The organism is Tardiphaga sp. 42S5, assembly GCF_034044155.1.
GTDB lineage: Bacteria > Pseudomonadota > Alphaproteobacteria > Rhizobiales > Xanthobacteraceae > Tardiphaga > Tardiphaga robiniae.
In genome coordinates, this window is the sequence record NZ_CP139027.1 from 1,267,051 (window position 1) to 1,280,709 (window position 13,659).

Annotated in this window: 14 protein-coding genes; 7 read left to right on the forward strand and 7 right to left on the reverse strand. The window is 63.0% G+C overall.

What is annotated here, in order from left to right; all coding sequences use genetic code 11:
• Positions 1-31: 31 nt before the first annotated feature.
• From SFY93_RS05930 to SFY93_RS05940, 3 genes are all read left to right on the forward strand, one after another.
• On the forward strand, positions 32-490 hold the full coding sequence (locus SFY93_RS05930; RefSeq protein WP_089266785.1) for a Clp protease/crotonase-like domain-containing protein: 459 nt from the start codon (positions 32-34) through the stop codon (positions 488-490).
• Positions 491-732: 242 nt separating this feature from the next.
• Entirely contained in the window at positions 733-894 is a 162-nt protein-coding gene (locus tag SFY93_RS05935; protein ID WP_320446393.1) for a hypothetical protein, read from the forward strand.
• Between the two features lie 33 nt (positions 895-927).
• On the forward strand, positions 928-1,521 hold the full coding sequence (locus SFY93_RS05940; RefSeq protein WP_320446394.1) for an SCO family protein: 594 nt from the start codon (positions 928-930) through the stop codon (positions 1,519-1,521).
• Here the strand turns inward: SFY93_RS05940 and SFY93_RS05945 are convergent.
• Positions 1,512-3,377 (reverse strand): glycosyltransferase, encoded by a 1,866-nt coding sequence (locus SFY93_RS05945; protein ID WP_320446395.1) that lies wholly within the window; start codon positions 3,375-3,377, stop codon positions 1,512-1,514. The two genes, SFY93_RS05940 and SFY93_RS05945, sit on opposite strands and share 10 nt — an antisense overlap.
• Before the next feature lie 278 nt (positions 3,378-3,655).
• Here SFY93_RS05945 and SFY93_RS05950 point away from each other — a divergent pair, with 278 nt between their 5' ends.
• Complete coding sequence (locus SFY93_RS05950; protein WP_414717130.1) at positions 3,656-4,486, forward strand: ABC transporter substrate-binding protein; 831 nt, start codon at positions 3,656-3,658, stop codon at positions 4,484-4,486.
• A 72-nt stretch (positions 4,487-4,558) separates the two neighbouring features.
• Positions 4,559-6,202, forward strand: coding sequence for a lysine--tRNA ligase (locus SFY93_RS05955; RefSeq protein WP_320446397.1), 1,644 nt, complete (start codon positions 4,559-4,561; stop codon positions 6,200-6,202).
• Between the two features lie 63 nt (positions 6,203-6,265).
• Here the strand turns inward: SFY93_RS05955 and SFY93_RS05960 are convergent, their stop codons facing one another.
• Together SFY93_RS05960 and SFY93_RS05965 are read right to left on the reverse strand one after the other, a co-directional pair.
• Positions 6,266-6,775 (reverse strand): SgcJ/EcaC family oxidoreductase, encoded by a 510-nt coding sequence (locus tag SFY93_RS05960; protein WP_309940652.1) that lies wholly within the window; start codon positions 6,773-6,775, stop codon positions 6,266-6,268.
• Positions 6,776-6,858: 83 nt separating this feature from the next.
• Positions 6,859-7,488, reverse strand: coding sequence for a S24 family peptidase (locus SFY93_RS05965; protein WP_089266927.1), 630 nt, complete (start codon positions 7,486-7,488; stop codon positions 6,859-6,861).
• A 237-nt stretch (positions 7,489-7,725) separates the two neighbouring features.
• Here SFY93_RS05965 and SFY93_RS05970 point away from each other — a divergent pair, with 237 nt between their 5' ends.
• Both SFY93_RS05970 and SFY93_RS05975 read left to right on the forward strand, forming a co-directional pair.
• Complete coding sequence (locus SFY93_RS05970) at positions 7,726-8,070, forward strand: DUF952 domain-containing protein (RefSeq protein WP_170849835.1); 345 nt, start codon at positions 7,726-7,728, stop codon at positions 8,068-8,070.
• The gene (locus SFY93_RS05975; RefSeq protein WP_175365900.1) at positions 8,067-9,161 is read left to right on the forward strand and encodes a quinone-dependent dihydroorotate dehydrogenase; all 1,095 of its coding nucleotides are present in this window, start codon (positions 8,067-8,069) and stop codon (positions 9,159-9,161) included. Before SFY93_RS05970 ends, SFY93_RS05975 begins: the two co-directional genes overlap by 4 nt.
• Here SFY93_RS05975 and SFY93_RS05980 read toward each other — a convergent pair.
• The 4 genes from SFY93_RS05980 to SFY93_RS05995 form a co-directional block, all read right to left on the reverse strand.
• A complete protein-coding gene (locus tag SFY93_RS05980) occupies positions 9,136-10,485 on the reverse strand; it encodes an MATE family efflux transporter (protein ID WP_320446398.1) in 1,350 nt (449 codons plus the stop codon). The genes SFY93_RS05975 and SFY93_RS05980 overlap by 26 nt on opposite strands.
• 30 nt (positions 10,486-10,515) lie before the next feature.
• Positions 10,516-10,821: a DUF6460 domain-containing protein gene (locus SFY93_RS05985; protein ID WP_068737958.1), complete on the reverse strand. Its 306-nt coding sequence runs from the start codon at positions 10,819-10,821 to the stop codon at positions 10,516-10,518.
• 86 nt (positions 10,822-10,907) lie between these two features.
• A complete protein-coding gene (locus SFY93_RS05990; RefSeq protein WP_320446399.1) occupies positions 10,908-12,584 on the reverse strand; it encodes an ATP-dependent DNA ligase in 1,677 nt (558 codons plus the stop codon).
• Positions 12,581-13,621 (reverse strand): ligase-associated DNA damage response exonuclease, encoded by a 1,041-nt coding sequence (locus tag SFY93_RS05995; RefSeq protein ID WP_320446400.1) that lies wholly within the window; start codon positions 13,619-13,621, stop codon positions 12,581-12,583. Before SFY93_RS05995 ends, SFY93_RS05990 begins: the two co-directional genes overlap by 4 nt.
• Between the last annotated feature and the right edge of the window lie 38 nt (positions 13,622-13,659).

Sequence of the window (13,659 nt, forward strand, 5' to 3'; positions counted from 1 at the left end):
GATTCGGGATCGACAGGTTTTGGGGCTGGACATGAAGTTCGTTACGGGTTTGCTGGCGGCGGTCTTGCTGTTCGCGGGCGTCGGGGCAAGTCACGCGGTGGTTCGGATCGCGGATGATCGTGGCGGACGGATCGGAACCTATGTCGACAGGTATCAGGGATTGCGCACTTCCGGCGAAACCGTGATCATCGATGGCCTGTGCGCCTCGGCCTGCACGATCGTGCTCGGCGCAGTTCCGCGTGACCGGATCTGCGTCACCTCCAATGCCAATCTCGGCTTTCATGCGGCCTGGGACATGGGTGCCAATGGTCGCGCGGTGACCAACCCGGAAGCCACCCAGATGTTGTATTCGATGTATCCGACGCAGATCCGGCGCTGGATATCCAAACGCGGCGGACTGAAGACGCAGATGATCTTCCTGCGCGGTCGCCAGCTGATGGGCATGTACAAGCCCTGTTACATGGATGCTCACGCCTCCAGCGCGCGCTAGAGCGTTTTCGAGCGAAGTGGATGCCGGTTCGCGTCAAGAAAACGCGTCAGAACAAAAAGCTAAAGGCCGATCTGGTTTTTATTCCATCAGCATGACGTGATGCCCTGCGGCGCCGGGAGCGCTTGCCCGCGCCGTCATCTCAGCCTATCTGGAACCTGGATGGCAGGCTCCTGAATGATCTCGGGCCTTGGCCGTTCTGAGATCGTCTGATGGTGCAGTCTTTATTGACGCCTAAGAGCCCGATGCCCGCGTCCGAGCGGCCTTCACGGCTTGCGTCGGTCATTGTTGCATCGGCCGCGGCATTCGTGGCGCTCCTTGTGGTGGGCGCCATCGGGCTGTGGGCACATTACGGTACTGCCGTATTTTTCGAGATGGTCAAGACTGGCATCGCCGCCTGCATGTGATCGGCTGCCAAAGGGCATTTCAGGGGAGATTCCATGACTGATCGAACCACCCGGCCGCTGGTCATTATTGCTGCCTTCGCCGGCAGCCTCGCGGCGGGACTGCTGGTCGTGCTGTGGCTGACGGGCGGTTTCCGCAATGTCGCTGCACCTGCCTCGATTGGCGGTTCGTTCCAGCTCACTGATCAGTCCGGCCAGACCGTCACCGAGCAGAGCCTGAAGGGCAAGCCGACGCTGGTCTTCTTCGGCTTCACCCATTGCCCGGACATCTGCCCGACCTCGCTGTTCGAAATGTCGGAAGTGCTGCGCGCGATGGGCAAGGACGCCGATCGTATCAATACCTATTTCGTCTCGGTCGATCCCGAGCGCGATACGGCACCGATCATGAAGGAATATCTGTCGAGCTTCGATCCGCACCTGAAGGGTTTGACCGGCACGCCTGATGCGGTGGCGAAGGTGATTTCCGGCTACCGCGTCTATGCCAAGAAGGTGCCGACCAAGGACGGTGACTATACGATGGATCACACCGCGCTGATCTATCTGATGGACAAGGACGGCAATTTCGTCGCGCCGTTCAACCTCAAGCGCAAGCCGGAAGAAGCGGCCACGGATCTCAAGCGCTATCTCTGAGGTCGACCGCGGCTCGCTGCCATCGTTCCGGTCCGATGCACGAGGCCGTGCTCGGTCTTTTCCCAGTGATGGCGCCGGGTCCAGAATTGCCACAGGGCGCGCCAGGTCGCGATCGAGAGACATCCCCAATAAATCGGCGTCAGGGCCAGGATCCAGCCATCGCGCAGGCGGCCACGGCGCATCAGGCCGGTAAGGCCCAGGACGCAGGTCGCGATGAAGCCGCAGGCGATGGCCAGCACGTGCAGTGACGACAACCGGTCGCCAAGCAGCAGGGTACTATCGGCAAGCAGCAGGCAGGCGATGAGTTTGACGACCAGCACCGTAAAAGCCAGCGACGTCAGGATATTGCCGCCGAAGACGATGTTGAGTGCGAGGAATCCCCGCGCGCCCGCTTCGTCCCACAGTTTTTGGGGATCGCGCATATGCACGGCCCAGGTCTGCATCCAGCCCTTCATCCAGCGTGAGCGTTGTCGCAGCCAGGCGCCGAACGCGATCGGTGCTTCCTCAAGCGTGACCGATGGAATGGTCACCGAGCGATAGCCCAGCCGCGCCAGGCGGATCCCGAGGTCGGCATCTTCCGTGACGTTATAGGCGTCCCAGCCGCCGATGCGGCGCAAGGTGTCCGTGCGGAAATGATTGGAGGTGCCGCCAAGCGGCAGTGGCATGCCCAATGCGACCAGCCCGGGCAGGAAGACCGCGAACAGCCCGGCATATTCGACTGCCGCCATGCGCGACAGCAGGCTGTGCGTCAGATTGTCGAAATGCAGCCCAGCCTGAACGCAGGCGACGTCGTCGTTGTGCTGGCGAAACATGCCGAGCGCGGCGCGCAATTGGCCGGGGTCGGGATCGTCTTCGGCATCGAACACGGTCAGAAAGCTGCCGCGCACGAAGGGAAGTGCAACATTCAGCGCCTTCGGCTTGGTTTTCGGACCCGTGGCCTGTGCGATCAGGACTTGAACCTGCGGCCCTAGCCGGGCTCTGGTAACGGCGGCGCGGGTCCGCAGATCGTCGGGCTCGAGCACCAGAATGATGTCGAGTTTTTCGGAGGGATAGTCGAGCCTTTGCAGGGATCGCAACAGACCCGGAACGGACGTTTCCTCGCGATAGAGCGCGACGACCACTGAGTAGATCGGCAGTTGATCGTCGCGCAGCGGCGGAAACCGTTGCTCCGGCTGCGGCGGAACCAGCACGCAAGTCAGCCTGAGAAGCGAAAAGGCGAGAAACCAGATCGCCGCCAGGCCACCGATCAGATCCATCGCCAGCGTCGGATACAGAAGCGCGAGAACCGCGCATACCAGCAGCAGAATCGCTGGCTGCAATCCTCTGCGCCAACCGATGATCGACTTGGCCGACATGGCAGGTCGCGTCTGCAGCAGGCCTTCGGCGGCGATATCCGAAAGCGCGTCGCCGGTCTGCTCGGTCAGATATTGATGCAGGTGACGCCGCGTGGTCAGCCGAATGCGCGCGATAAGTGATGGATATGTGGTGGAGAAACACATCAGCCGCCGTGCCGTAAAGGCGCGCGGCGTGACGATCCAGTTGAGTGTGTCATCCTGCTGGAGGGGCAGGATGCCGAACTCTGCGATCTTCGGAAGATCGGCATCAGCTAGGGGGCAGTGAGCGCGCCCGACTGTCGAGAGATCGTCGAAGCCGATGCCAAGGTGGCGGGCCAGATGCGCGACATACGTCTTCTCGGTGATCACGCCCCATTGGATCAGGATCTGATCGGCGCCCAGATTGAGCTCGCGGCTCCGTCGCTCCGCGGCGTGCAGAAGCGGGACCGGGAGTATGCCGCGCAGGCAGTCGAGTTCGCTGGCTGGTTCCGCGCGCCGGTCCGACCCGTCTCGCTGCGGCATGGGGAAGGAGGTCATCCTGCCGATCGGCAGAGGAGGAGAGCGTAGTGCGGCGCCCGGCTGGCGCGAAACGCGCGGCTGATGACCCCGGGAAGATTGCTGCACCCCCATGCAACGCCCTCACACCACAAACGCTACTCGCGTCTCGCGCCGGATGGTCTATAAGACCGCGATCCGGACCCGCCTATATGCAACCACAGATGGTTAATTCCCGCAACCAAATACCGCTGAAGAAGTGTCGCGCAACTGCGCTGACCCTTGGCCTGCTGCTGGGCGCGTGGATGTCGTTGTTTTCGGTGACGGTCGTCTCGGCACAAACGTCGACTCCGACTGTGAGCCAGCCCGGTCCGCAGGCTGTGCCGGGCTTCTGGGATCCGCGTCGCCGTCCGGACCGGCCTGACCTGTCGCGCATCACCGTGATCCGCTTCCTGACCGAGACCGACTACCCGCCGTTCAACTTCACCGGCCCCGACGGCAATCCGGCGGGCTTCAACGTCGATCTCGCACGTCTTCTCTGCGAGGAGATCAAGGTCACTTGCACCGTACAGATGCGCCGCTTCGAGACGTTGCTCGATGCCATTTCCAGCAACCGGGGCGACGCGATCATCGCCTCCATGGCGGTGACGCCGCAGATTCGCGCCCGCGTCGATTTCACCGATCCCTATTACCGTGCGCCGGCGCGCTTCGTGGCCCGCAAGAATGCGGTGATGCCGGAGATCCGCCCGGAATATCTCGAAGGCAAGAAGGTCGGCGTGATCGCGGGCTCGACCCATGAGGCCTATCTGAAGGCGATGTTCACCGATGCGGTGCTGGTGCCTTTTCCAAGCGACGATGCGCTACGCCAGGCGCTGAAACGCAGCGAGGTCGATTTCATCTTCGGCGATGCGATCTCGTTCGCCTTCTGGATCAATGGCAGCGATTCCGCCGATTGTTGCGCCTTCAGCGGCGGGCCCTTCATCGAAAGCCGTTTCTTCGGCGAGGGCATCGGCATCGCCGTCCGCAAAGGCAACGACACGCTGCGCCAGGCGCTGAACTGGGCCCTGTTCCGGGTCTGGGAGAAAGGCCGCTACACCGATTTGTGGCTGCGTTATTTCTCGGTCAGCCCGTTCTGAATTTTCTCATCCCGCGGTTTGGCATTTCGGTGCGGAGCCGCTAGGTTCCGCGGCCCGGAGGCCCAAAACACGATGTCCACGCTAGACCCCACCATGAGCCCGAGCGAGCTGCGCGCGCTCGCCGAGACTTCCAACGCCTGGCCGTTCGAGCAGGCGAAGGCGCTGGTGGCGCGTCTGAAGAAAACGCCGAAAGACGAAGTGCTGTTCGAGACCGGCTACGGTCCGTCGGGCCTGCCGCATATCGGCACTTTCGGCGAGGTCGCGCGCACGACCATGGTGCGCCATGCCTTTCGCGTACTCACCGAGGACAAGATCAAGACCCGGCTGATTGCCTTCTCCGACGACATGGACGGTCTGCGCAAGGTGCCGGACAATGTGCCGAACAAGGACATGCTGGCATCGCATCTCGGCAAGCCGCTGACGCGGGTGCCGGATCCGTTCTCGAACGAATATCCGTCCTTCGGCGCGGCCAACAATGCACGGCTGCGCGTCTTCCTGGATCAGTTCGGCTTCGACTACGAATTCGCTTCGTCGACCGACTACTACACATCCGGCCGGTTCGATGCGACGCTGCTGAAGATGCTCGCAGTCTATGACAAGGTCATGGACATCATCCTGCCGACGCTAGGCCCGGATCGCCGTGCGACCTATTCGCCGTTCCTCCCCATTAGCAAGACAACGGGTGTGGTGCTGCAGGTGCCGATGATCGGGCGCGACGTGGCTGCCGGCACCGTCACCTATGTCGATCCTGACACTAACGAAGAAGTCACGACGCCGGTCACCGGCGGCAATGTGAAGTGCCAGTGGAAGGCCGACTGGGCGATGCGCTGGGCGGCGCTCGGCATCGACTATGAAATGGCCGGCAAGGATCTCATCGATTCCGTAAAGCTGTCGGGCAAGATCTGCGCTGCGCTTGGCGGCACGCCGCCGGAAGGCTTCAACTATGAGCTCTTCCTCGACGACAAGGGCGGCAAGATCTCCAAGTCGAAGGGCAACGGCCTGACCATCGACGAGTGGCTGCGCTACGCGTCGCCGGAGTCATTGTCGCTGTTCATGTATCGCGAACCGAAGGCGGCCAAGCGGCTGTTCTTCGACGTGATTCCGCGCAATGTCGACGAGTACCAGCAGTTCGTCGAAGGCTATGCGAAGCAGGATCCCAAGCAGCGGCTGTCCAATCCGGCCTGGCATATCCATGCCGGCGATCCGCCGGTGGCGGACATGCCGGTCACGTTCCAGCTCCTGCTGACGCTGGTGTCGTCGTCGAATGCCGAGAATGCCGAAACCCTGTGGGGCTTCATCCGGCGTTATCGGCCGGGCGTCTCCGCGGCGACGCATCCGCGGCTCGACGCGATGGTCGGCTATGCCATCAACTACTATCGGGACTTTGTGGCGCCGACCAAGACGTTCCGCGAGCCCACTGATGTCGAGCGCGTGGCGCTGCAGGATCTGCGCGATGCGCTGTCGCAACTGCCGGCGGAGGCCACGCCGGAAGACATCCAGAACGCGGTCTATGAGATCGGCCGCCGCGAGCCGTTCCTTGATCACAAGAAGCTCGCCAAGGATGGCCGGCCCGGCGTCTCGCTCGACTGGTTCAACATGCTGTACCAGGTGCTGCTCGGCCAGGAGAAGGGCCCGCGCTTCGGGTCCTTCGTCGCAGTCTATGGCGTGCAGAATGCGATCAACATGATCGACGGCGCGCTGGCGCGCTCGGCCTGAGGCTCACGCCCTGCGAAACGTCAAAGGCGCGCTTCCTGATGGAGCGCGCCTTTTTCTTGATGCCTATTTCGGCGCTGCTGTCGGTGCCGCCGACGTGACAGGCTCCGGCATTGCCGACGAGTGGTGGTGCGCGATCAGCCATTTCTTGTCGCGGTAGACATAGACATAGCTGTAGCGGGCCTTGACGATTTGCGTATCGCTGGGGGACTTGCCGGACAGCGTGAAGGTGTAGGTGCCGACGTCGGATGCCATGTTGCAGCCGATCTTGACGGTGCGCGTGTCGATCTTGCCTTGCGGGTGCTTCTTCAGAAAATCCACGAAGTAGCTCTGGATCGACGCGCTGTCGGTGCGCGGCGTGTTCGACACCGTCGGCAGCAGCACCGCGTCCGAGGCGTAATTGGCGGTGACCTTGGCGGGGTCGAGCGTTGCGAGCGAGGCATTCCAGCGGTCGAATAGCGCTTCGATCTGCTTTGTCGTGACGACCGCGCAGGTCATGGGCTTCGCATGTGCGAGAGAACCTGCGCTAACGAGGGCCAGCGCGATCGCGCCGGCAACGATTGTTCTGGTTTTCATGGCGCCACCGAAGGTTGCGAGTTTCGGATAGGGAACTCGCATAGATCATTCGGTGGCCGGACGCCAGTCCAGAGTGTGTTCGGTTACTGGCTCGCCCAGACGATGCGCGCGATCCAGGCGATGTCGGCGGCCGGAAAGCTGCGGTCGACATGGTTCGGATTGAGCGACTGCAGCTCGATGATCTTCGTGGTTCGGCGCTTCAATTCCTTCGCCATCACCTCGCCGTCCTTGGTCTTGACCACGACGCGGTCGCCTTTGCGGATCTGCGCTTCAGGCGAGACGACGATGATGTCGCCGTCGCGATAAGCGGGCTTCATCGAGTCGCCGGAGATCTTCAGCGCATAAGCGTGCTCGTCATTCACCGACGGCAGGCCCACTTCGTCCCAGCCCTTGCTGCCGGCGGGAAAACCCGCGTCGTCGAAGTAACCGCCATGGCCGGCCTGTGCGAAGCCGAGCAGCGGCACCGACTGCACGATGCGCTTGGTGCCTTCGATCAGCGTGACGAAGCTGTCGATGGTCACGCCGGTTGCGGTCAGCGCCTTCGAGACCGACTCCGTCGACGGCCAGCGTTCGCGGCCGTCGTTGGTAATGCGCTTGGATTTGTTGAAGGTCGTGGCGTCGAGCCCCGCTTTCTTCGCAAGGCCGGAGGGTGACATGCCGTTGCGCTCTGCGAGGCGGTCGAGGGCGTTCCAGATCTGGGCGTGCGAGAGCATCATCGGTTTCGGTCCCTTGGCCCGGATTTCTGCGGGGCGGTGAATCGTGGCGAAATCTAGGAATTATTGCCGTGAATGCACGGATTTCGCAACAGGCATTTGAAAAAAATGTGCAGCCTTGAAGTGGAGGGGGGGCGCCGATACGGTCGACTGTCGGCTCCAGCCATCGAATCCCGCGACTGGGCGTCCACACCACATCGAAAACAGCTGATTCAACCAAATTGGAAGTCTGGGCGGTTGCGCACCATCTATAAAATCTGTCCGGCCTCGAGCTGGCGCGAGGCCGAGCGTCAGGGCACCTATCGCGGCAGCGCCGACGATGCCCGGGACGGCTTCATCCACTTCTCGACCGCGGCACAGCTTCCCGAGACGCTCCGGAAGTACTATTTCGGCCAGACCGGCCTGTTTCTGGTCGCTGTGGACGCAGACGCACTCGGTGACGACCTGCGCTGGGAGCCATCCCGCGGCGGCGATCTGTTCCCGCATCTCTATGGCGAACTCGATCTCGGCGCCGTCACGGCCGTCATGGATCTGCGTGCGCGCTCCGACGGCAACCACGACATTCCGGAGCTCAAATCGTGATCCGCGCTTTCGATGCCTTTTCCCTACCGATGCTGCGTATGCTCGATGCCGAAGACGCGCACCGCCTCGCGATCCGCGGGTTGCGCATGCTGCCTTACGCCCGCCCGCGGCCGGACGATCCGAAACTCGCGGTCCGTGCATTCGGTCTGAACTTCCCCAATCCGGTGGGGATCGCGGCCGGCTTCGACAAGAACGCCGAAGTGCCGGATGCGCTGCTGCGTCTTGGCTTCGGTTTTGCCGAGATCGGGTCAGTGACGCCGAAGCCACAATCCGGCAACCCACGCCCGCGCATCTTTCGGCTGGAGCGTGACGAAGCGGTCATCAACCGGCTCGGCTTCAACAATGACGGTGCGGAGGTCGTGCTGCGTCGGCTGGCTGCACGTGCGCAGAATGGCGGTATCGTCGGCGTCAATGTCGGTGCCAACAAGGATTCGCCCGATCGCACGCAGGATTATGTGCGGCTGATCGAGACCTTTGCACCGGTGGCGAGCTATTTCACCGTCAACGTGTCATCGCCGAACACGCCGGGCCTTCGCAATCTGCAGCAGGCCGCCGAACTCGACGATCTGCTGGCACGGGTGATCGATGCGCGTGAGCGCGTTCGCAAGAATGCGGGAGATTCTCCGGTGCTGCTGAAGATCGCGCCCGATCTCAGCCTCGCCGACCTCGACGATGTCGTCCATGTCGCGCGCTCGCGCGGCGTCGATGGCATGATCGTCGCGAACACCACGATCGGCCGTCCCTCGACCTTGCGCGAACAGGCACGCTCGAAAGAGCAGGGCGGATTGTCCGGGCGGCCCTTGTTCAGGCTGTCTACCCGCATGGTGGCGGAGACTTTCGTGCGTGTCGAAGGTGCATTTCCGCTGATCGGCGCCGGCGGCATCGACAGCGGTGGTGCGGCGCTCACCAAGATTCGCGCGGGTGCGAGCCTGATCCAGCTCTATTCGGCGCTGGTCTATAAAGGCGTCGGCCTTGTCGACAGCATCAAGGCCGACCTGTCCTCGACGCTGCTGCGCACCGGCCGTGATTCACTGTCGGAAATCGTCGGCGCCGATGCGGCGACGATCACAGCGGAAGACTGGCCGGCGTAAGCCAGGCCTGCTGCGGAAACGACTGTCGCAGCAGGGCTGGATGACGCAGCGCCTGCAAAGCGCCGCGCGACAGCATGAACACCAGAAATGCGAGCCATAGTCCGGTATTGCCGAGGCTGGCCAGTGCGAACCATGCAGCGATGTAAATCGCCAGCGCCAGCAGCATCAGGTTGCGCATGTCGCGCGCCCACGATGCGCCGATATAGATGCCGTCATAGGCATAAGCGAGGACGCCGCAGGCGGGCGCCAGCGCCGCCAGCAGCATGTAGTTCCGCGCAGCGAGCCGAACTTCGGGGCTGGTGGTGATGAAATCGATCAGCAGGCCGCCTAACAGCACGAATAGCAACGTGACAGCGATGCCGAATGCCGTGCTCCAGATCAGGACGAGCTTTACGGCCCGGGAAAATTGCTTGCGGTCGCGAGCGCCGGTGCCTTGACCGCAGAGCTGCTCAGCGGCGGTGGCGATGCCGTCGAGGAAGAACGAGCCGATCATGACGAAGTTGTTGAGCACTGCATTGGCAGCCAGGGTCAGGTCGCCTGCACGGGCGCCCTGCGCCGTGAAGAAGAGAAATGCAGCAATCAGTGCTGCCGTACGGATCATGATGTCGCGATTGACTGCGAACAACCGTAGTAGCCGGATGCGGTCGAACAGGATCGCGCGCGGCACATCGATGCGGCCGCCCAGGATTTTCCACATGGCGATGAGGCCGGCGAGAAAGCCCGCGGTTTCCGCGATCACCGTGGCCAGTGCTGCGCCGCTGACGCCAAAGTCGAATTGCAGGACCAGCAGGGCGGTGAGTGCCATGTTGGCGAGATTGATGCCGACCTGCAGTGCCAGAGCGATCCCGGTGCGCGCCTGGCCGACCAGCCAGCCGAGAATGACATAGTTGCCGAGCATCAGCGGCGCGGACCAGAGTCGGATGAAGAAATACTGGCGTGCGGCGGATGTGACGGCGTCGCTGCCGCCCATGATGCTGAACACCAGCGCCGCCAGCGGTGTCCGCAAGATAATCAGCGTCAGCCCGATCGCCGCTCCGAGCATCAACGCGCGCAGCAGGATAGCGCGCACCTCGATCCGGTCACCGGCGCCAAGCGCCTGTGCGGTGAAGGCAACCGTCGCCATGCGCAGAAATCCGAACAGCCAGAAAATGCAGTCGAATGCCACGGAGGCCAAAGCCACACCGCCGAGCAGGTGCGGGTCGCCAAGCCTGCCGATTGCCGCGGTCGAGACGATGCCGATCAGAGGCGTCGTCAGATTGGCCAGCATGGCCGGGCCGGCAATGGCAAAGACGCGCCTGTTGGTGACGGACAATCCCGACGACATCAATGCAGCCTGAAGCGGATGATGCGCGTCTCAGCGGCCGCGGGGCGCGCTGAACAGCCGCATGATCAGCCAGATCGGCACGACGATCACGGCGCCGAGCAGGAAGTAGCGCCAGAGGCCGTTGATGGCATCGAAGCCGAGGTCGTAGACCCACTGGAACAGGCGCCGGATGCTGGTGACAATGTTCCACGGATCGAAGCCGATGGCGGCGAGAACGACGCCGACCAGGATCGACAGCAGGATCAGCCGGCCGAGTACCGCCAGCGGCGAACCGCCGAGGAAGCGCGCCAGGCCGTCATTGTTGGCCGGCAAGTCCCGGGTCTCATTTGGCTGCATCATGGTCTCCTGCGCGCAAATCGCGCGCTGATCATAGGTGGTCCCACGCAAATGGGGAACCCGGCTCGTTCGTCAAGTATGGACCGTCAAGGCGTCGCAGGCTCGGGCGGCGCAATTGTGGTCTCCGCCTTCAGCATGCGCTCCAGCGTCTCCAGCCGGTCGGCCTCACGTGGCGGCTTGTCCCAGCGCAGCCGGCTGATGCGGGGAAACCGCATTGCGACCCCCGACTTGTGCCGGGGCGAGCGCGCCAGCCCTTCAAAGGCAACTTCCAGCACCAGCCCCTTGTCAGGTTCGTGGGTGACGTGGCGCACCGGGCCGAACTTTTCGGTGGTGTTGCGGCGGACGAAGCGGTCGATTTGCAACAGCTCCTCGTCGGTGAAGCCGAAATAGGCCTTGCCGACCGGTACCAGCTGGTCGCCGCTCTCGCCTGCGGTCCAGACGCCGAAGGTGTAATCCGAATAATAGGACGAGCGCTTGCCGTGGCCGCGTTGCGCATACATCAGCACCGCGTCGATGACGTGCGGATCGCGCTTCCATTTCCACCACTGGCCTTTCGGCCGTCCCGGCAGATAGGCGGAATCGCGCCGCTTCAGCATCACGCCCTCGACGGCATCGGCATCTTCGCCGGCTCCGGCACTGACAGGGTCGGCACGTGCGGCGGTGAGGGCATCCCACGTTGCGAACGGGATCTGGTCGGACAGATCGATCCTGTCGTCGTCCAGCTCTGCGATGAACTTTTCCAGTTTGGTTCGTCGCTGTTCGAATGGCAGTTCGCGCAAATCCGTCTCGCCATCGCTGAGCAGGTCATAGGCGCGCAGATGAATGGGATATTCCTTCATCAGCTTCGGCGTCACGCTTTTCCGGTTCAGCCGTTGTTGCAGCACGTTGAATGACTGCACGCGTCCTTCGCGCAGCACCAGCAACTCGCCATCGATCGCGCCGGGCAAACGCAGCGATGGCGTGAGGTCCGGGCAGCTTCCGGTGATGTCCTCGCCGGTTCGCGAATAGAGCCGCGTGACGATCCTGTCGTCATCGCCTTTGCCGCTGACCGCCTGAATCCGGATGCCATCCCATTTCCACTCCGCGACGAAATCGGACGCGTCGAGATTGGCGAAGTCGGACTCCTCAATGGCATGCGCCAGCATCACCGGGCGGAACGGCGCAGGATCGCGATTGATTGGCTTCTCGGCGCGGCCTTCAAGCCAAGCGAACAATTCGCCATAGGGCGACGCAAGGCCGGGCCAGATCAGCTCGACGTCATGCGGGTCCTTGTCGCCGAGCGCCGCGGCGGCGGTCTTGGCCAGCCGCGCCGAAACGCCGATCCGCATCGCGCCGGTGACGAGCTTCAGTAGCGCCCAGCGCCCGGTCTCATCGAGTTCATCGAGCCAGCGGGTGAGTTGTGCGGGCAATTCGGCCTTGCCGAGCGTGCGGAGTGTGGTGACGACTTCGGTGAGTGTCGGTGGTGGCGGGTTGTTGTGCGCGATGTCCTGGGCCTTCGGCCACATCAGCGCAACCGTCTCCGAGAGATCGCCGACATAGTCATAAGAGAGTTCAAACAACACCGGATCAGTTCGCGATGCGATGAGGTCGCGGATCAATCCAGCTTTCGCATGTTTGAACGACAGCGCGCCGGTGAGCGCTGCCAGCGCATAGCCACGGTCGGGATCGGGCACTTCGCGGAAATAGCCCGTGATCAACCGCAGCTTGTTGTTGCGGCCGGGTTCATAGGCCAGGCGATCGAGCAGTTCGGCGAAGCGGTTCATGCCTCGGCGCTTTCGCCGGGTGGAAGTGTCTCTTCCTCCTCCTCGTCGCCATAGCCGATCAGCGCAAGAGGCCGCGCGGTCAGGCCTTTGCTCTGGCACCAATGCACCAACGCGTCTTCCTGGCCATGAGTCACCCAGATTTCGCCGGCGCCGGTCGCGCCGATTGTTGCGATCAAGCCGTTCCAATCGGCGTGATCCGAAATCACCAGCGGCAGTTCGACGCCGCGTTGCCGTGCACGGGCGCGCACGCGCATCCAGCCGGACGCGAAGGCGGTGACTGGATCGGGAAAGCGCCGCGTCCACACGTCCGATGTGGCCGACGGCGGCGCCAGCGTGATGGTGCCGGCGAGATCGGCTTTCCTGACGCCCTTCACCGGGCGCAGTTCGCCTAGATCGATGCCGCGGCTCTGATAGTAGTGCGTGATCTTCTCCATCGCGCCATGCAGATAGATCGGCGCATCATAACCGGCCTGACGGATCAGCTTGATGATCCGCTGCGCCTTTCCGAGCGAATAGGCGCCGATCAGATGCGCGCGCTCCGGAAACAGCGCGACCGAGGCCAGCAGCTTCTTTACTTCGTCGGCGGCATCGCTGTGGCGAAACACCGGAAGCCCGAATGTCGCTTCGGTGATGAACACGTCGCAGGGCACCACCTCGAACGGCGTGCAGGTCGGATCATGGGCGTCCTTGTAATCGCCAGATGCGACGATGCAGATATCCTTGCAGGTCACGGCCATCTGCGCCGAGCCGAGCACATGGCCGGCGGGGTGGCAGGACACCGTGACGTTGCCGAGTTTGATCGTCTCGCCATAGGCAATGGCCTGCGTGCTGCCGGCGAAATTGTCGCCGTAGCGCAGCCGCATCATGTCGAGCGTTTCCTGCGTCGCCAGCACTGCGCCATGGCCGGGGCGGGCATGGTCGGAATGGCCGTGGGTGATCACGGCGCGCTCGACCGGTCTGACGGGGTCGATATGGAAGCCGCCCGGTTTGCAGCAAAGGCCGGCGGGAACCGGGATAAGGATGTCTTGCGGACGCATCTCGGTTATATAGGTCCGCCTTGGGTTGGTTCGAGTCA